The 18,593-nt window shown below is 55.6% G+C and carries 14 protein-coding genes and 1 pseudogene; 8 read left to right on the top strand and 7 right to left on the bottom strand.

Annotated elements, in window-relative coordinates; all coding sequences use genetic code 11:
• Positions 1 to 130 precede the first annotated feature (130 nt).
• From ldcA to AAKU64_RS01905, 6 genes are all read right to left on the bottom strand, one after another.
• Positions 131 to 1,072, bottom strand: a complete 942-nt coding sequence (ldcA, locus tag AAKU64_RS01930) for a muramoyltetrapeptide carboxypeptidase (RefSeq protein ID WP_354334027.1) — start codon at positions 1,070 to 1,072, stop codon at positions 131 to 133.
• Between the two features lie 343 nt (positions 1,073 to 1,415).
• Positions 1,416 to 1,928, bottom strand: a complete 513-nt coding sequence (gene tadA, locus AAKU64_RS01925; protein ID WP_354334025.1) for a tRNA adenosine(34) deaminase TadA — start codon at positions 1,926 to 1,928, stop codon at positions 1,416 to 1,418.
• 27 nt (positions 1,929 to 1,955) lie between these two features.
• Positions 1,956 to 2,399 carry a 6-carboxytetrahydropterin synthase QueD gene (queD, locus tag AAKU64_RS01920; RefSeq protein WP_322118379.1) on the bottom strand — a complete coding sequence of 148 codons (444 nt, stop codon included), beginning with the start codon at positions 2,397 to 2,399 and terminating at the stop codon, positions 1,956 to 1,958.
• Positions 2,400 to 2,436: 37 nt separating this feature from the next.
• Complete coding sequence (queE, locus tag AAKU64_RS01915) at positions 2,437 to 3,072, bottom strand: 7-carboxy-7-deazaguanine synthase (protein WP_354361254.1); 636 nt, start codon at positions 3,070 to 3,072, stop codon at positions 2,437 to 2,439.
• A 549-nt stretch (positions 3,073 to 3,621) separates the two neighbouring features.
• A complete protein-coding gene (locus tag AAKU64_RS01910; protein ID WP_354361252.1) occupies positions 3,622 to 4,884 on the bottom strand; it encodes a type II toxin-antitoxin system HipA family toxin in 1,263 nt (420 codons plus the stop codon).
• Positions 4,874 to 5,206, bottom strand: a complete 333-nt coding sequence (locus AAKU64_RS01905) for a helix-turn-helix domain-containing protein (RefSeq protein WP_354361250.1) — start codon at positions 5,204 to 5,206, stop codon at positions 4,874 to 4,876. The genes AAKU64_RS01910 and AAKU64_RS01905 overlap by 11 nt, the downstream gene beginning before the upstream one ends.
• Before the next feature lie 297 nt (positions 5,207 to 5,503).
• Between AAKU64_RS01905 and AAKU64_RS01900 the strand changes: the two genes are divergently transcribed.
• Entirely contained in the window at positions 5,504 to 6,100 is a 597-nt protein-coding gene (locus AAKU64_RS01900) for a DUF6088 family protein (protein WP_354334017.1), read from the top strand.
• A 328-nt stretch (positions 6,101 to 6,428) separates the two neighbouring features.
• Here AAKU64_RS01900 and AAKU64_RS01895 read toward each other — a convergent pair whose 3' ends face one another.
• Positions 6,429 to 8,825 carry a TOTE conflict system archaeo-eukaryotic primase domain-containing protein gene (locus AAKU64_RS01895; protein ID WP_354361248.1) on the bottom strand — a complete coding sequence of 799 codons (2,397 nt, stop codon included), beginning with the start codon at positions 8,823 to 8,825 and terminating at the stop codon, positions 6,429 to 6,431.
• 769 nt (positions 8,826 to 9,594) lie between these two features.
• Here AAKU64_RS01895 and AAKU64_RS01890 point away from each other — a divergent pair.
• From AAKU64_RS01890 to AAKU64_RS01860, 7 genes and pseudogenes are all read left to right on the top strand, one after another.
• Complete coding sequence (locus AAKU64_RS01890) at positions 9,595 to 10,431, top strand: type IV toxin-antitoxin system AbiEi family antitoxin domain-containing protein (protein WP_354361246.1); 837 nt, start codon at positions 9,595 to 9,597, stop codon at positions 10,429 to 10,431.
• A gap of 151 nt (positions 10,432 to 10,582) precedes the next feature.
• Positions 10,583 to 11,179, top strand: a complete 597-nt coding sequence (locus AAKU64_RS01885; RefSeq protein ID WP_323492474.1) for a DUF6088 family protein — start codon at positions 10,583 to 10,585, stop codon at positions 11,177 to 11,179.
• The gene (locus AAKU64_RS01880; protein ID WP_354361243.1) at positions 11,172 to 12,194 is read left to right on the top strand and encodes a nucleotidyl transferase AbiEii/AbiGii toxin family protein; all 1,023 of its coding nucleotides are present in this window, start codon (positions 11,172 to 11,174) and stop codon (positions 12,192 to 12,194) included. Before AAKU64_RS01885 ends, AAKU64_RS01880 begins: the two co-directional genes overlap by 8 nt.
• A gap of 71 nt (positions 12,195 to 12,265) precedes the next feature.
• Positions 12,266 to 15,250 (top strand): TrlF family AAA-like ATPase, encoded by a 2,985-nt coding sequence (locus tag AAKU64_RS01875; RefSeq protein WP_354361241.1) that lies wholly within the window; start codon positions 12,266 to 12,268, stop codon positions 15,248 to 15,250.
• A 56-nt stretch (positions 15,251 to 15,306) separates the two neighbouring features.
• The gene (locus tag AAKU64_RS01870; RefSeq protein ID WP_354361240.1) at positions 15,307 to 16,128 is read left to right on the top strand and encodes an abortive infection family protein; all 822 of its coding nucleotides are present in this window, start codon (positions 15,307 to 15,309) and stop codon (positions 16,126 to 16,128) included.
• 380 nt (positions 16,129 to 16,508) lie between these two features.
• Positions 16,509 to 17,015 (top strand): RadC family protein, encoded by a 507-nt coding sequence (gene radC / locus AAKU64_RS01865; RefSeq protein WP_322209335.1) that lies wholly within the window; start codon positions 16,509 to 16,511, stop codon positions 17,013 to 17,015.
• 571 nt (positions 17,016 to 17,586) lie between these two features.
• Positions 17,587 to 18,027: pseudogene (locus AAKU64_RS01860) on the top strand (DUF932 domain-containing protein); the annotation flags it as partial.
• Positions 18,028 to 18,593: the final 566 nt, after the last annotated feature.

The following is an 18,593-nucleotide window of genomic DNA, read 5'->3' as shown; positions in this document are numbered from 1 at the left end:
CGACTGAGAAAATCAAAGGAATCAATATACTCCCCTATATTTTCTCCAAATATCGTCACCGGCTCATAATTCACCTAGACGATTAAAATATACTTACCAGCAGTATTTACGATCAAAGCGAAAGTCAATGCTAAAACTCATAGTGCATCTCAAGTCTGACCTTGCCCCGCTGGCACAATAGACTGGCCTGGCTGCCAATCACTAACGACGCTTTGTCTTTGATATGACCAAACGGCAATCCCGTGATGATGGGCACCTTTACGGTTTCGCGCAGAAATTGAATCATTTGTTTAAAGTTGTAGCCATTGTCATGCGCGGCTAATTTGTATCCAGAAAAATCGCCAAATACAATCGCAGATTGCTGTTCCAATACACCAGCAAAATGCAGTTGCAACATCATGCGTTCTACCCGATAAGGGTGCTCTGCGATATCTTCTACGAATAAAATACCATTGTCGATTTTGGGGAAATACGGCGTAGCGACCAGATGCGTCAGCATTGCTAAATTTCCACCCCACAGCGTCCCTGCCACATCACATTCTGGCGAAGCACTGGTATCAAACTCAACATGATGATGCGTATTTTTGATGCAATTAAAAAAGCTCTGCAGAGTAAATTCACTCAGATCTTCACGACTAAAATCATCACACAACATCGGGCCAGAAATACTCGCTTGATGACATTGCGATAGCAAAGCCAGATGCAGCGCATTAAAATCGCTATAGCCAACAAAGCATTTTCTACTGGCGACTAATTTTTTATAATCCAGATGTGGCAGCAGACGCGATAAGCCGTAACTACCACGCAAGGCCATGATGATATCGACATCAGGATTGTCAGCCGCGTCATGCAATTGCGCTGCGCGTTGAGGATCAGTACCACCAAAACGCTGGAATTTTTTATCCGGCTGGTAGTAGTTATAAACCTCAAATCCGCGATCTCGCAAGACTTGCAAGCCACGCTCTACGCCTGGCTCATCAATAGCGCAACCACTGGCAGCGACAATAGCAATGCCTGGTTTGCGTGAATCTTGCTTGGAGTCCGAATTGTTTTTGCGAGTAAAAATAGTCATATGCGATAAATCTACCTGTCTGACGATCAGTTGATAGGAATCAGTTGATGGGAATTAGAGTCGACGTTGGAATTCTAATCAAAATTCTGGTTGGGATATAGCATAAAGTTCTGATCGGAAGCAGAGCAAACATTAGAGTTTCAAGCAGTTTGAGAGGCGATCTACCGATCTATTTTCGGGCAATAAACATCACAACAAATATTCTATACTCCCCTTCTTTTATAGAAAATATGCCCTAATGCCCAATGATTATATGGACAATCGATATATACTTACCACGAGTATATCTATTCACATCACATTTCACCGAAGCAATTCACTGAACTAATCTTAGTCCTCGATCTTAAGCATCAATCACAGGCGTTTTCTTCTGAGCGGCTCTTCGGCTGGCAAAAAAATCTTTAAGTAAGTTACTGCAATTGTCTGCCATTACCCCGCCAGTAACGCTGGTATGGTGATTGAGTTTTTCTTGCTCGAACAAATTCAGTACCGAGCCGCAAGCACCGGTTTTTAGATCGCTAGCACCAAAAATGACTCGCGCCAGGCGTGCATGCATCATGGCACCAGCGCACATGACGCAGGGCTCTAAGGTGACATAGAGCTCGCAACCTGGCAGCCGATAATTACCCAAAATCTGGGCACCAGCGCGTAAAGCCATGATTTCTGCATGTGCGGTCGGATCGTGTTTGCCGATTGGATGGTTGTAACCGACAGAGATGACTTCACCGTCTTTGACCAATACGGCACCAACTGGCACTTCGCCCAAATCCCAGGCAACTTGCGCCTGAATTAATGCGAGTTGCATAAAATCAGCGTCACTGCTTGCTTGCGCGCTGGCAGTTAGGATCGAGGTCACGAGAAATGAGCAGTGTGTGAATTTGGCTTAGCCGTCAATCTCGGCCCAGCAATTGGGTGTTTCGTAGAGCGTTACTTTGGTGAGCGATAAAGTACGCCCGTAACGATCATGATAGACATCTTTGAGGATGTCAAAAGCGATTTTCGCCAGATTCTCTACGGTCGGGACGCGATCAATGACCACAGTTTTGTGATTGGGCATACTTTCCAAAAACTGTCTGACAACGGTATCTTTTTCGTACACGATAAATGCGTGATCCCAGAGATCGACCAAGTATTGATTTGCCAGCGCTTTAATGTCGCTAAAATCCATAATCATGCCATTGTCGGACTCACCATCTTTTTCCACGACTTCACCGGTCAATGTGATGAGCAAAGTGTAACGATGCCCATGTAAATTACGGCATTGACTATTGTGATCAGGAATCCGATGTCCGGTATCGAATTCGACTTTTCTTGTGATGGTGAGCATGTAAGGCCTAAACTAAGATAACTGAAGATGACAAAAATTACGGTATTTGAAGAAGTTTGTGGGTTTGTAAACTGAGCTTCCAATGCGGATGTTGCTTGCAGAATTCGACAGCGATTTTCAAATTCTTGGCTTGTTGCGGGCCGTCCATCGCTTGCACAAAGTAATGCTGAAAATCTAATGCTGCATATGCCTGCATATTTTGTCCCAGTTGCGGGATCACGACTTTGAGCTCATTGCCTTTGCGTACCAGCAGTTCAGCACCCATTTTAGGGCTGACACAAATCCAATCGACGCCTTCTGGAACTGGCAGTGTGCCATTGGTTTCAATCGCGATTTCAAAACCAACTGCATGCATGGCGGTGATTAATTCAGTATCTAACTGCAATAAAGGCTCGCCGCCTGTGAAAACGACATATTTGCTTGCGGCATAGTCTTGCGGCCATAAGTTATTGATGGTCGCGGCTAACTCTGCCGCCTGTTTAAACTTGCCGCCGCGCTCGCCATCGGTTCCGACAAAATCGGTATCGCAAAACTGGCAAATCGCCGTTGCCCGGTCTTCTTCTCTGCCCGTCCACAAATTACAACCGGCAAAACGACAAAAAACCGCAGGGCGACCAGCATGATTGCCTTCGCCCTGTAGCGTGTAAAAAATTTCTTTGATGCTGTAAGTCACAAAACTACTCGCTCACTTTTATTCAGTTATTCCCACTCAATTGTTTCCGAGGCCTGAAAACCCTTATGGATACTAGCTTTGTTTGTGTTGACCATCTAACTTTACCGTCATATTTACCGTCAAAAAACAAGCGCTTTGACTGGCGCGGGAGATGCACTCAGTTTGCTCGGCGACTACTTTCCCACATCAATCGTCAACTATCGACGGGAGCTGGAAGGCATCGAAGCCACTGGATCTTACGTTATTCCTTCTAGGAACAAGTATAAAGCAACGACTTCTCGTTACCAACCGTTATATAGCGAGCGTGTTCCAATCTTTAAAATCCAACAGCGGGCAATAGTTTGCCGAGTAAACCGGTTGTTCAATAATTTCCGGCATCCTGGGTCAAAAGTAAGTCAAACGCGAACAATTCCCTACTTTGGTGCAGATTATGGCAAATTTCGCGATCGAATTTTCATTGTTATGTTTTACGCTCAATTCGTCTCCCACAAGGACACGAACTTGCCGCTCAGTGTCATTTACGGAGAACTTGGCGCTCATACCAGCGCTTCAACGATCCGGCGTTGCTTCAAAGAAGAAGCATTCAGGCAAGATGGCCGGAGCGATGTAGTCCACATCTTGGGCAGTCACGCCACAAGCGAAGTAGCTCTCGCGCCATTGCCGCACGACTGCCACGATCTGGTCGATTTCCCTGCGGGCCTCTTCGGCTGACAACCCGAAGCGACCTGACTGCGATAGCAAATTGTAGATACTGGCCGTGCGACCGTAATTGCCCACGGTCAGTGCGAGGTCGCGCCGCTCCAGGCTCACCACAGGTGCGGGCACCAAGTCGTAGGCGGGCGATAGGCGCCATCCCTTTGGGCGGCGCAGCAACGCATGGTTGCGCGGGTGATCATCGTTGTTGGTCACTGCGGCGTTGAAGACCATGCGCCGGAACAGTTCAGCGCAATCGGCTTCGGGCTTGTCGGACCAGCGACGCAGGTTGTCGGCCAGCAGCGGATAGGACCAGCGTTCACGGTTCAGATAGCTATCGTCGCAGTCGAGCACCGTGAGTCCACTGACCAGTCCAAAGCGCAGATAGCCCTTGTCCGTGTGTTCACGATCGAAGCGCTGCAGCATCAACACATCGCTGTCGCCGACCGCCTGCAGGCGTGCCTGCGTGACGTTCAGGCCGCAGCGGCGTGCGAGGTCGAGAGTGGCGTACTCGATGCGCTGCAAGTTGCAGCGATCATCTTTGGCGGGAAACTTGCCGAGCCACAGACACTGCGCGTCCTCGATGGTGGCTTTGGGTCGGGCACCGCCCATGCTGGTGCCGGGATCGAGCCGTTCCAGCAGGTGCGCCGGTACCGGCCTGCCTTCCTCGATAGCCTGCGCAGCAGCAACCAGTTCGGCGAGCTGATGGGTGCGGTTGTACTGCCGCTTGGGAGCGGGTGGTTCGGCCTTGAGGCCGAAGCTCAGATAGCCAGCGCCATCCTGCGGGCCATGCAGCAGATAGTCGATTTCATGTAGATCACGCGCAGCACGTTCGAGCTTGTGCTCGATGACCCGCCGTCCCCAAGCGTCTGGGCTCGCATCACGCAAAGCACCGGGGATACCCTTGAGTTGGGTGAACTCATGGACGGTTTTATCCAGCGGCAGGCGGTACGGGTCAAGTGCAACCGCTTCGGCACGCTGGAGATAACGATCGCCATAGCGAAAGCGCCCAATCTGCGTGCCGTCGGGCAAGGTCTGTACTTTCAGCAGCGCCGCCGGCACTGTGTTCAGGGTGCCGGGGAGCTGGACGTAGACGTAGGCTTCGCGCTCAGAAGTCATATTCGTTGCCGCTCTTGCGTGACTTGCCCACGCGGGTGGGACGACGGGAAGCTTCGAGCGCCTTGCCGTGAACATCGGTGTCGGGATCGGCCACAGCGTCCAGAGATTTTTCCAGGTCGAGCGCCCACAGCACGGTGAAACAGACGCCGATGGCTGTGCCGGGCTTGCCAAGTTCCAGGGCCGTGAGCGTATTGCGGTTGATCCCTGCTTTACTGGCAAGGTCCACCACTGACCAGCCGCGACGAATCCGCGCGACGCGGATGCGCTGGCCTAGCTGGGCGACACGCTCGGAAACATGCAACGGAATGGCGAAATTGCTCATGATTTTGGGCTTACATACACTTAACGACCATCATAATAGGCAAGTTATGGCTATCCTGCAAGGCTCATAAGGCCTATTTGATTAAAATAATAGGCACAGAGCCTATCAGCAGCTAAATAAGTAGGCAAGCAAGCTTCCGCGTCTATCGCCGCACCTGCGGCTTGCGGATGCCGCCTCGCGCGACCGTAGACTCCCGTTTACATCCGAGCCAACCTTGGCCGACTTTATCTCCCAAGCTTTAGGACTTGAAAAGTGTCAGGAGTTACCTCATACTTCTTCCAATCAGGAGATATCGCCATGCAGACCCTCGCCAAACAAGTCTTGGAACACGCTGCCGGAGCGCCGGAGGGCACGCCTTTGGTCGCCAAAGAACTGTTGCACCTAGGCAATCGTGCAGCCGTGGATCAAGTATTGTCCCGTCTGGTGCAGCGCGGCGCCCTATTGCGCGCCGGTCGCGGCATCTATGTCTTGCCCGTCGAAAGCCGCTTCGGCACCCGCGCACCGTCGGCCGTCAAGATGGTCGAAGGCTTGGCAAACCAGCGTGGGGAAACCATCGTGTCGTACGGTGCCGCCGCCGCCAACGCGCTAGGCCTGACTACGCAGGTGCCGATGCGAGCGGTCTATCTCACGTCCGGTCCCAGCCGCCGCTTGAAATTGGGCGCGCAGATGGTCGAGTTCCGACACGCACCAATGTGGCAACTGATCTTTCCTGGGCGGGCTGCTGGCGAGGTAGTGCGGGCACTGGCTTGGCTAGGCCCGGAAAAAGCAGGGGAAGCGATCCAGAAGCTGCGCGCCAAGCTGCCACCGTCCGAACTGAAAGAAGTCGCGTCGGCGCGGTCGCGACTGCCGACATGGATGGCCCAAGAGATCAGCACCCTGGTGACCCTTGGCTGAGTTCTTCCAGCTCTCCCGCCGCCAAATGCCTGGAGGCGCTCGACTTGGCAGCCAACACGTCGGGCCTCCCTGCCCATCTGCTGGAAAAAGACATTTGGGTGGTCTGGTCGCTGCGGCACCTCTTTGCCGCCCCCTATAGTGCTGCGGTGTTCGCGGCGACATGCCGCGCAAAACCATATCGGCACACATTTGACTGTGCAAGGTGTTCATGGCTGTTTCCTCCGCCAAAGCCAGGGACATCCCTCTACTTCAGCATATGAACCGGTGCACTATTTCCTAGCGCCAATCTCCGAACGGCCACCCGACGCGCAGCGGCGTAGTCCAACAGTCATAGGGATCCGAGGCGAAATTGCTGTTGATCGGAATCCACTTGATAACCCATCGCCCTGTAACCCCGCTGTCGCTTTTCCCACATTCTGTAGAGTTGCGGATGATCCAGCTCGACGTAGTCGTAAATCAAGATGTCGCTCTTGTTTGCATGGTCACGATGTAGACGGCCGGCGTATTGCTGCAGCGTCCCTGTCCATGAAATTGGCAGCGTCAGGATAAGCGTGTCCAACGGCGCATGATCGAAACCCTCACCGACCAGTTGGGCGCTGGCCAACAGTATGTGCGGGGCATCCTCCGGCAACTCCGCCAGGGCCTTGATGATCGCCTGACGTTCCTTTACCTTCATACGGCCGTGCAGCATGAAGCAAGGGTATTCGACATTCGCCAAATGCGCGTACAACAGGTCAAGGTGTTCTGTCCGCTTGGTCAGCAACAACACCTTCCGCCCGTTGTTCAATGCGTTGATCGCGTCGGTGACGATGCGTACGTTTCTATCGCTGTCCTCGGCCAGCAGTCGGATGATCTCTTGAATGCTGGCGTGCGGCGGAATGGACGGAGTCGGAAGATGTCGGATCCGAACCATTAGCTGATCCGGGACGTGTGCCGGGCGCTTGGCGATATGCCTGACAGGACCGGACTGCATGAAGATGATCGGGTGGTGTCCGTTACTGCGAACAGGGGTGGCGCTGAGCCCGAGGACGTAGCGTGAGCTGGCTTGCTTCAAGACCGCTTCGAAAGTTTCTGCGGTTAAATGATGTGCCTCGTCAATGATGACCTGTCCGTATTGGCTGAACAGTTCGGGAAGATCGTCTCGGCGCGCCAGGCTTTGAATGACCGCAATGTCAAGCATGCCGGTGGGTTTCTTTTTCCCGGCGCCGATCAGGCCAATTTTTTGCTCGTCCAGTCCGACGAAACTGCCAAGCCGCTCCTGCCATTGCCGCATCAGGTCGGCGCGGTGAACAATCACCAAGGTACTGACCTTTCTCTTGGCGATAACAGCCGCTGCGGTGACCGTCTTTCCAAATGCGGTGGGTGCGATCAGCATGCCGAAATCATGTTTTGTGACAGCGTCGAGCGCTTCCTGCTGATCCGGGCGCAGCACACCGTTGAACGTCGCGTTCATGCGTTGCCCCATCGAACGTGCGTCGTCCAGACGGAGCGCAATTTTATTTGCGGCAAGCAATGCCTCGACATCGCTCAGGCAACCTCGCGGCAACGACAAAAATTTTTCGTGGTTTTCTGCGCGGCTGATGATCCGGGGGGTATTCCATGTGGACCTGAGCGTGGCCTGAAGTTTGTAGAAGTCCGGATTTTGGAACGCCGCAATCCGGATTAGACGATTCATCAAGGGTTGCGGCAGGCCTGCTTTCTCGATGAACAATTGGGCGGCGATTGTCGCCTTTACCGCTTTTGGCATGATGCCGTTGAGTTTGACATCAGACTTGGCCGGTCGTACCCATGGGGCGTCAGCGTTCTCTTCCGGCACGTCGGCATAAGCGATGTCGAGCGGATGGCGGTCCCCGACCAGTTTGGACAACGCCGTTTCGATACGGCTTTGCGGAAGGGGCTTGATGTTTTCTAGGAACGCCCACTGGTCGGGGAGCTGCTGCAAGTTCGCGTCGACAAAGACGCTGCGTCCAAGGTCACGGGGTTCCTTTTGTAACGGCAAGGCGATCAGGTTGCCAAATCCGCCTTTCGGCATGGTGTCCTGATTCGGGAACAGACGGTCATATGATTTAAGGGCCAATTGACGAGTGCGGGCGCAGGTTGCGCTGATCAGCGCCGCACCCAAGCGCCGCACATCCCTTGCCGGCGTCGCGTTTGCAAAGAAAAGCCAAAGATGCGCTCCCGAGCCAGAGCGCGAGATTTCCAATGCAGCCGGGAGATCATTTTCAAGGCAGGTTTGCAGTACCGCACGGGCATCTTCGCGCCAATCCGCTTCATCAAAATCAATGGCGAGAAAATAGCATCGGTTATCGACCAGCAGTGGATACACGCCGGCGGTGATCTCGCCTCTGAGATGCTGGCGAATGATGGTGTCGGTGACGGGCGCATATAGGCTATGACTGCACTCACTACATTTTATGGTCGGCAATTTGCAAATGCCGGCTCGCCATTTGTTGGCGCAGAGGGGCGAATACCCAGACTTTCCCGTCGTCTTGCTTATCCAGCGAACTGGATAGATATCCTCCCTCCCGCGAAAGAGTCGTCGGAAGATCTTGACCTTCGCATTGGGTGACAACTCATTGGCATTGGGTTGCAGCGCGGAATCGCCAACGGGGCCAATGTCGGAATTTGATGGTTGCGGCACCGCGATGCCGTGCTGTGCAAGCAGGGCCTTCAGCGCATTATTCTCAGCACGTAACTGGATGAGTTCGGCTTCGGTCTTTGACATGCGCGGCTCGCTTTACGATGATGGATACAAACGAACCGCAGGCTAATTGAGGCCGGCGAGGGATCGTTTTCACTTGCCGCCTGACGGTAAAAAATCGCATCAACGAACAACGCCAAATTTCACCGGCAGATTTACCGTCAAAAAACGCCCTCTGTATCTTCAAAAATTCAGGCCGTCAAAATAAAATTTTTGTTATTTTTCAATAACTTATGCTTCTATTGATGTCGCATTTAGGATCATCTTCAATAAAACGTAAGCAATTGATTTATATAGATATTTCCATCACCCGTCACTCCCACTCAATTGTTTCCAAGGCCTGCAAACCCGCATGAATACAGGCGTTCTCTGTATGGGACATCTAATTTACCGTCATATTTACCGTCAAAAAACAAACGCTTTGACTGGCGCGGGAGATGCACTCGGTTTGTGCGGCGACTACTCTTCCACATCAATCATCAACTATCGAGGGGGTCTGGAAGCCCATCGAAGCCACTGCGTCCTACGTTTTTCCTCTCAAGGAACAAGTATAAAGCAACGATTTCTCATGACCAAACGCTATACATCGAGAGTGTTCCAAACCATGAAATCCAAGGTCAACGGCACGCCTGCACCAACAACTCACTCTTGGTGCGTCCCATGGCGACTTTCGCCATTGAATTTTTATCGTTACATTTTACGCTGAATTCGTTTCCCGTGGGGAGACAAGCTTGCCGCCAGATATCGTAAATGTTATATTTATTGCGCATTCCGTTTCTTTTAGAGGCGCAAATTGAGCACAAAATATCACTTGCAAACAAAGACGCTAGGCCCACGGGCAGCGCAACTCCTCATTGAGCTGAATGAACTGCGCCGGTCTACGTTCACTTTGGCGGATGTGGGTTCGATCACCGGCCTGTCGGCTGCGGCGGCCCGAAATCTCGTGCACAAGGCTAAACAGCGAGGCTTGGTGACGCGACTGAAGCCCGGTTTGTACAACCTCGTCCCCTTCGAACTCGGCCGGGCCACTGAGCACATCGACAGCCCGTACCTGATCGCGCGTGAACTCGCCGGTGCCGCGCCCTACTTCCTGTCGCACGGCACAGCGCTTGAACTGCACCGCATGGTGACGCAGCCGAACTTCACTGTGTACGTGTCATGTACGCGGCGCGTGCGTCCGCAGACGGTCGGCGGCTATGACTTTCGGTTTATCCACATCACTGAGGAACAAGAATTCGGGGTCATTAAGCACTGGATCGACAAGGAACGCTTCGTGATGATCAGCGACATGGAGCGCACGATCGTTGACGGGCTCCGACACCCGGCATTTGTCGGCGGCATTACCGAAGTCGCCAAGGGCTTGTGGATGAAGCGGGACGTACTGCAAGTCGAGCGGCTGGTGGATTACGCGCGACGCCTCGGCATCGGCGCCGTCGTGCGCCGCCTCGGCTATCTGCTGGAACACTATGGCCTGGCCGATGCGTCGACGCTGGAATCATTGCGCGGCATGCTGACAGCAACGTACCAGCGCCTTGATCCACTGCTCCCCACCGAGGGGGCATTTTTCTCACGTTGGCGGCTCCAGCTTAATGTGACTCCCGAAGAGCTCAATGCCGTGAGGCTGGGCTAATGATTCCAAAATACAACATTTCCCTGATTTCGAACAAGCGGTGAGCACTGGAAGGCGGCGCAATCCTTCGTCCGACTTTACCTTCCCGAGCTTTGGGACTTGAAAAGTGTCAGAAATAGCCTCATACTTCTTCCAGTCAGGAGATATCGCCATGCAGACCCTCGCCAAACAAATCTTGGAACACGCCACCGGAGCGCCGGAGGGTACGCCTTTGGTCGCCAAAGAACTATTGCACCTGGGTAGTCGCGCAGCCGTGGATCAAGTATTGTCCCGTTTGGTGCAGCGCGGCACCCTATTGCGCGCCGGTCGCGGCATCTATGTCCTGCCCGTCGAAAGCCGCTTCGGCACCCGCGCGCCGTCGGCCGTCAAGATGGTCGAAGGCTTGGCAAACCAGCGTGGGGAAACCATCGTGTCGCACGGTGCCGCCGCCGCCAACGCGCTGGGTTTGACCACGCAGGTCCCGATGCGAGCGGTCTATCTCACGTCCGGCCCCAGCCGCCGCCTGAAATTGGGCGCTCAGATGATTGAGTTCCGACACGCGCCAATTTGGCAACTGATTTTTCCTGGGCGAGCTGCGGGCGAGGTGGTGCGGGCACTGGCTTGGCTAGGCCCGGAAAAAGCTGGGGAAGCGATCCAGAAGCTGCGCGCCAAACTGCCACCGTCCGAACTAAAAGAAGTCGCTTCGGCGCGGTCGCGCCTGCCGACATGGATGGCCCAAGAAATCAGCGCCCTGGTGGCCTATGGCTGAATTCTTCCAGCTATCCACCGCCGAACGCCTGGAGGCGCTCGACCTCGCAGCGAACACATCGGGCCTGCTGCCCCATCTGCTGGAAAAAGACATCTGGGTAGTCTGGTCGCTGCGGCACCTCTTTGCCGGCCCTTACGCTGACCACTTGGTATTCAAGGGTGGCACGTCCTTGTCGAAGGCCTATGGCGTCATCCGGCGCTTCTCCGAAGACGTGGATCTGACTTACGACATCCGCGCCATCGCCGCCGATCTGGTGGGTGACGCGGATGCGCCACTGCCAACCAGCAAGAGCCAGGAGAAGAAATGGAGCAAGGAGATTCGTGCGCGTCTGTCGGACTGGGTCGGCGCCGAGATCGTGCCACGTCTCAAGCGCGATCTTGAACAAGATGACCTACCGGCAACCGTGCGGGCCGAGGACGACAAAGTGTTCATTGACTACGCGCCGCTGGCCACCGGCACCGGCTATGTCGCGCCTGCCGTCATGTTGGAGTTCGGTGCCCGCTCAACCGGTGAGCCCAGCGAAGCACGCGCTATCCGATGCGATGCGGCCGCATATTTGCAAGGGGTAGAGTTTCCCAGCGCGATACCACAGGTGATGCGCGCCGAGCGCACGTTTTGGGAGAAGGCCACCGCGATACACGTTTTCTGCGCGCAGGGCGAGTTTCGCGGTGGCGACCGCTTCGCGCGCCACTGGCACGACGTGACGAGACTGGATGCTGCCGGCTTCGCCGCCGCAGCCATCGCGGACAAAGCTCTTGCACGCGCCGTTGCCGACCACAAGAGCGTGTTCTTTGCAGAAAAGAACACGCACGGCGACGCCATCGATTATCACGCAGCGGTCGAAGGTGGGCTCCAGCTTGTACCGGATGACGGCGCGTTGGCCAAATTGGCTACCGACTATCAACACATGGTCGATGACGGCTTATTCCTCGATGACGCCGAGCCATTCGAAGCTTTGATGGCGCGATGCCAAGCGATCCAGCAGAGGGCCAATGCAAAACAACCACCACAATGAAATTCAATTGACATGAGATAAAAATCTCTGCCGGGCACTCTGCCTGGACGGAGAGCACCAAAGGGGATCGTATGGCTGGAGCAATCGATACGCAAAACAAGCGAGGCTCAATATGGCATCGTTGGGACCCTCACATCCATACACCTGGCACCGCTCTCAATAATCAATACACGGGGACAGATCCTTGGGAATCCTTTCTCGGTGCGATCGAAGCGTCGGACCCGCCCATCCGAGCATTGGGTATTACCGACTACTTCGGCATTGAACGCTACGAGCAGGTTGTCGAGCAACAACGCCAAGGGCGTCTCGCCAATGTCGGACTGATCTTTCCCAACGTCGAATTGCGACTGAGCATCGAGACCTCCAAGGCGTCTGCGGTCAACATTCACCTGCTCTTTTCTCCGGAAGATTCGGATCACGTCGAACAGATCAAGCGCTTCTTGCTCGAACTCGATTTCTCTTACCAAGGCGGGCCGTACCGCTGCCAGCGCAGCGACCTCATCCGCCTGGGGCGTGCCCACCAACCAAGTTTGACGGATGACGAAGCGGCACGCTCGGAGGGAGCAAACCAGTTCAAGGTTAAGCTCGATCAACTCACCGAGGCATGGGCAAAGAACAATTGGGTCAAGAAAAACGCGTTGATCGCCGTAGCTGGCGGCGAGAAGGATGGAACTTCCGGATTACGTGACGCATCCGCTTCGTTCGCCGCTTCACGCAAGCACGTTGAAGGTATCGCGAACATCGTCTTTAGTGCCACGCCGCAACAGATCAATTTCTGGCTCGGCAAAGGTAACGCATCCGTCGCTGAACTGGAAAGCCAGTACAACGGCCTCAAACCTTGCTTGCATGGTTCAGATGCGCATACAGCCTCGAAAGTTGGACAGCCAGATGCAAGTCGCTTCTGTTGGATCAAGGGCGATCTATCGTTCGAGTCTTTGCGCCAGGTTTGCATCGAGCCCGAGGAACGTGTTTCGATTGGCGGTATACCACCGCGCGGTGCCCTGGCGGGCCACACAATCAATACCGTGTCCGTCACCAACGCGCCTTGGATTTCTCAAGGCACCATTGAATTGAACGCGGGCCTGGTTGCCGTCATCGGCGCACGAGGGTCCGGCAAGACCGCGCTGGCCGACCTGATCGCTGCGGGCGGTCTGGCGCTCTCCCCACATCTCAACGAGCGGTCGTTCATTCTTCGCGCAAAGGACCACTTGGGCGACAGCGCGGCCGAGCTGCACTGGGCGTCCGGTGAAAAAACCGGCAATCGCCTCACCCAGGCCGACATGGAAGACCTGTTGGACACCCCTTATGTCCAGTACCTGTCGCAACAATTCGTCGATCAACTCTGCTCGGCGGAAGGCCTGGATGGTGCTTTGGTCAAAGAAATCGAGCGCGTGATCTTCAATGCCCACGCGCTCACCGACCGGCTCGGCACCGATTCATTCAAGGATTTGCTGGACATCCGTCTCGAAGGCTCGCGGCAGAAGCGTGAGCGGCAGCAACAGACCCTGACCAGGGCGTCCGCCGATCTCACTGAAGAGCGTGTCAAAAAGGACGGGCTCAAAGCGTTGGAGAAAGACCGCGACGAGAAAAAGCGTGCTATCGAGAAAGATAAGAACGACCGCAAATCGCTGATCGCCAAGGGCAACGAGGAACGCGCCGCGCGCCACGAACAGGTCTCACTCGCCGCCGATGAAAAGCGTCAGCAGGTCGAACACGCCAAACGGCGGAACCAGGCCTTGCTGCATTTGCAGACCGACGTGCTCGACTTCCGTTCTCGGCAAGCGCCGGCCATGCTGGCCGACTTGAAGGAAGAACGCGACGAGACTGGGTTAAACGCCACCGATTGGGAGGCGTTCAAGGTCGACTATGTCGGTGCGGTCGATTCGTTGTTGACGGAACGTATTAAGCAAGCCCAACTGCTGATCGAAACATTGCAGGGGCCAGCGAAGACCGATCCTCCGGTTTCACAGAGTCCTGATTCAACCATCGCGCTGATTCCGCAGGATGCCAATCTTTCCAACCAGACGCTATCGCTGCTGGAGCGGGAGTTGACGCGACTGCGAACCTTGGTCGGCGTCGATGCGCAGAATGCGAAACGATTCACCGCCCTGTCGGACAAAATCACGAAGGCCGATGGCGCTCTGACCAAGGTTCTTCAGCAGATCGAGCGCGTTCAAGGCGCCGACGAGCGTATCCGTACTCTGGTTGACGCGCGCCGCGTGGCCTACGCCGGAATCTTCGAGGCAATCCTCGAAGAGGAAGAAGAGCTGACGGCTTTGTATGCACCCATCAAGGAGCGTATCAACCAATCTGCCGGCTCACTCTCGAAGCTGGCGTTTTCAGTGCAGCGCCTTGTTGATCTCGATCAGTGGGCTCTCGCGGGCGAAGCGCTGCTGGACTTACGCACCAACGGACCTTTCAAGGGACGCGGTGAGCTACTGCGATCCGCGCGCGATGGACTTCGACCTGCATGGGCCACTGGTAATGCGGCACAAGCCGCCACCGCGCTATTCGAATTCGTCAAGGCAAACGAAGCCGCGCTCAGGACCCACATGCCCGAGGGCACGGACTTTCGTGCTTGGGCGCGTAGCGTCTCAGACTGGCTGTACAGCACTGACCATATCACCGTGGGGTACGGTCTCCAATACGACGGTGCGAACATTCAACAGTTGTCACCCGGAACGCGCGGCATCGTGCTGTTGCTACTGTACCTCGCCATCGACGAGGAAGATGACCGACCGTTGATTATCGATCAACCCGAAGAGAACCTGGACCCCCAATCGATCTTCCAAGAACTGGTGTATCGCTTCCGGGACGCCAAGAAACGGCGTCAGATCATCATCGTGACGCACAACGCCAATCTGGTGGTGAACACCGATGCTGATCAGGTGATCGTCGCCACATGCGGGCCGCATCGGCCTGGCCAGTTGCCTCTCATCACCTATGAGAGTGGGAGCCTAGAGAACTCGCGTATTCGACAGCATGTTTGCGATATCTTGGAAGGTGGCGAACGCGCTTTCAAAGAACGCGCCAAACGACTGCGCGTCGGGATTTAGTCCACGGCGAGACACCGCTTCCGCTGTGCACAACACCTATTCCAAGCAGAAATCCCATGGCCGATTTGTCCTCTATAGAACGCCGCAAACTGGAACGGTTGCTCCGCATGAGCGGCGGCTACGTGCTCGATTTTTCGGACCGCACATTCAGCGAATTCTTCGAGGAACACACGCGCCGTGACATTGATGCCGCTGTCTACCGCGAGCGTGGCACCTCCAAAGCCAACCGTATGCGCGGATTCTGGGCGGTCGAAGGCAACCATCTGGTCGGCAAAGTGATCCAGGCGCTGATCTTGTACGGTCAGGCTGAGAACTGTTTGGGCGACGAGCCAGGATTGACCGAACTGACCGACGATTGCTGGAAAATCGCCAGCCGCATGATGCGCGACACACCCGTCGCCGAGCTGGATGCACTGACCGCCACGGTCGACGAACGCGACTTTGAAACGGTTGCTCAACATGTGCGCGAAGCCATCGAGAAAAACCAGCCCGAAACGGCGCTGGATCGGTTGCACACGTTCGTCATCAAATACGTGCGCACGCTGTGCGAACAGCGCGGTGTTGAAGTCAACCGCGACAAAGCTTTGCACAGCATTTTCGGCGAGTATGTGAAGCGCCTGCGCGAAGCTGGTCACCTTGAATCGTTGATGACCGAGCGCATCCTGAAGTCCAGCATTTCTGTGCTCGAAGCCTTCAGTGACGTTCGCAACAACAAGAGCCTGGCCCATGACAACCCGATCCTCAACTACGAGGAAAGCCTGCTCATCTTCAACCACGTTGCCAGTTCGATCCGCTTCATCAAATCAATCGAAGCCAGAACGAAACACGCGACTGCACCGATAACGATCATGGCACCCGACGACGATTTGCCGTTTTAATTTTTCCCTATCGATATTCGACAAAACAGCAATATTTATTGTGCAGTGAATTTTGTTGAGCGATGCCGGGCGTCCCGGCGTTGCCGCCGTCGGGCTCGCGGGCGTTGCCCCGCGCCTCGTGCCGAGTCACGGCCATTCGGCATTGATCCCTGACGCCTCCGGCCCTTTGGGCCTGCGCGCGCCGCTTGCCGTAAGGCGGTGGAGTGTGTGGGGGTGGTCTTGCTGTTCCCTTCAATGTACCACGCCGTTCTCGCCGTCAAGGGCTGCGCGTGCCCTGCACGCTGGCGTCCATGCTGCCGTCTGCGACCCCTGACTGCTTGCGCTGCGGCGTGTTCCTCCGGTTCCAGGCAATTCCGCCCGATTCGGACTGGAGCACGATCATGTCGCAACTTACTCATTCTCTCGATTCTTCCCTTCTCGTTCGCGATGTCACAGGCGACTACCGTCCAGCCAATGCCGACGAGGTGTTGCAGGCTGCGCAGCGTGTACTCGCAGGACAAATGCGCGACTGCGAAGTCCTGAACTCGCCGCAGGTGGTGCGCGACTTCCTGCGGGTGAAGCTGGGCGCGCTGGAGCACGAGGTGTTCGCCGTTATCCATCTGGATGCACAGAACCGTGTCATCGAATACGTCGAGATGTTTCGCGGCACGGTGAGCCAGACATCGGTGTATCCGCGCGAGGTGGTCAAGGAGTCCCTGGCCAGAAACAGCGCTGCGTTATTGCTGGTGCATAACCATCCGAGCGGTTCAACCCAACCGTCGCGCGCCGACGAGACGCTCACACAGGCGCTGAAGTCGGCACTGGCGCTGGTGGACGTGCGAGTGCTGGATCACCTGATCGTCGCCGGTGGCGACATCCTGAGTTTTGCCGAACGCGGGCTGTTGTAGCCCCAGGGGGCATTGCCCCCTTTTTGCTGCGTCCTTGACATCCAGTAAAGGCTGCGCGCTGCGCTTGCCTCCAGGGGTCGGCTGACGCCCACCCCGCCGCGCAGGCTTGGCGCCCCACAGGACCGCCGAACAGGCTGCGCCTGATCGGCCAGCACACAACGTCGATTGCGCACCACGCGCTTTGCCCACTTCCAGTCTGGCGTGCTTGCTGCACGCAGGGGCGCTCGCCGCGCGGCGTTGGTTTCAGCGCATCCCCTGGCCCATCGACCGCTGTTCGTCTTTCCCCAAGTTCATCGCTTTCTCCCGCGACCTTAGCCTGCGGTGCCTGGCCGTCAAGGCGCGCAGGGCCGAGTCCTCGCTGCGCTGTGGGCCGCACCAACCCTGCGCTTCTTCCTTGACGGCCAATCCCTCGCAGACCCGGTTTTTCGCGGGCGATGAACTCAGGAAAGACGGCGGCAAACAGGGACCGGCCCAGGTCTCTGCGCCGAACCAACCGAAGCCACAACGGGCTCCGAATCTTGGAATCCGGTCAGCTTTGAAACCACAGCAGCAATTTTTTTGGAGAAAGACCATGCAACTCGCAACCCGCTTCGCATCCCGCTCCCCCGTCCTGCGCGCCGATTACCCGTTATCGGATGACCAGATTCGCACCGTAGCCCCGTCCATTTTCGCCGAGGACAAGCACGCCAGCCGCTCCGACCGCTACGCCTACATCCCGACCGGCGCAGTGCTGTCCGAACTGCGCAAGGAAGGGTTTCAGCCCTTCATGGTGTGCCAGACCCGTGTGCGCGATGAAGGCAAGCGCGAGCACACCAAGCACATGGTGCGGCTGCGCCATGCCGACCAGATCAACGGCGCGGAAGCCAACGAAATCATTTTGCTGAACTCACACGATGGCACGAGCAGCTATCAAATGCTGGCGGGCATGTTCCGCTTTGTCTGCAAAAACGGATTGGTGTGCGGCGATACCGTGGCCGATCTGCGCATCCTGCACAAAGGCGATGTGGTCGGACTGTCAAACAGCGTGCAATACTTACCAGATTAGGGGTGGAAACAGCGTCCAAAAGTTTCCACCCTAGTGTGTCGAACAAAGGGAAACCTGCGGAGGATGTGGAGGAAAGGGGCGTAGCCAAGGGGAGTGCGCAAGAGATTCCCGCTGACCGGACTCAGTGCCGGGAAACAGCGTTGACGGGTCTTGAGCGCATACGGGTGGCCGCTAAGAAAGATAAGCGGATGAAATTCACCACATTGCTCCATCACATAACGACGTCGCTATTGGTTGAGAGTTTCTACGATCTGAAGCGAAATGCGGCGGCAGGTGTAGATGGTGTGATGTGGCGGGAATACGAGACGACGCTTTATACGCGAGTGCACGAACTGCATCGGGAAATACATTCCGGAGCCTATCGCGCACAAGCCTCGCGACGCGTAACGATTCTCAAAGCGGATGGCAAGTTGCGTCCACCCCCCTGGGAATCGCCACGCTGGAAGACAAGGTCGTGCAACAGGCGGTAGTAAAAGTCCTGAGCGCGATTTACGAAGAGGAGTTTCTCGGATTCTCATATGGGTTCCGACGTG

The organism is Undibacterium sp. GrIS 1.8, from assembly GCF_040544445.1.
Taxonomy (GTDB): Bacteria; Pseudomonadota; Gammaproteobacteria; order Burkholderiales; family Burkholderiaceae_D; genus Undibacterium.
Note: the sequence above shows the minus strand (reverse complement) of the source record. Positions and strands in the feature narration are given on the sequence as shown.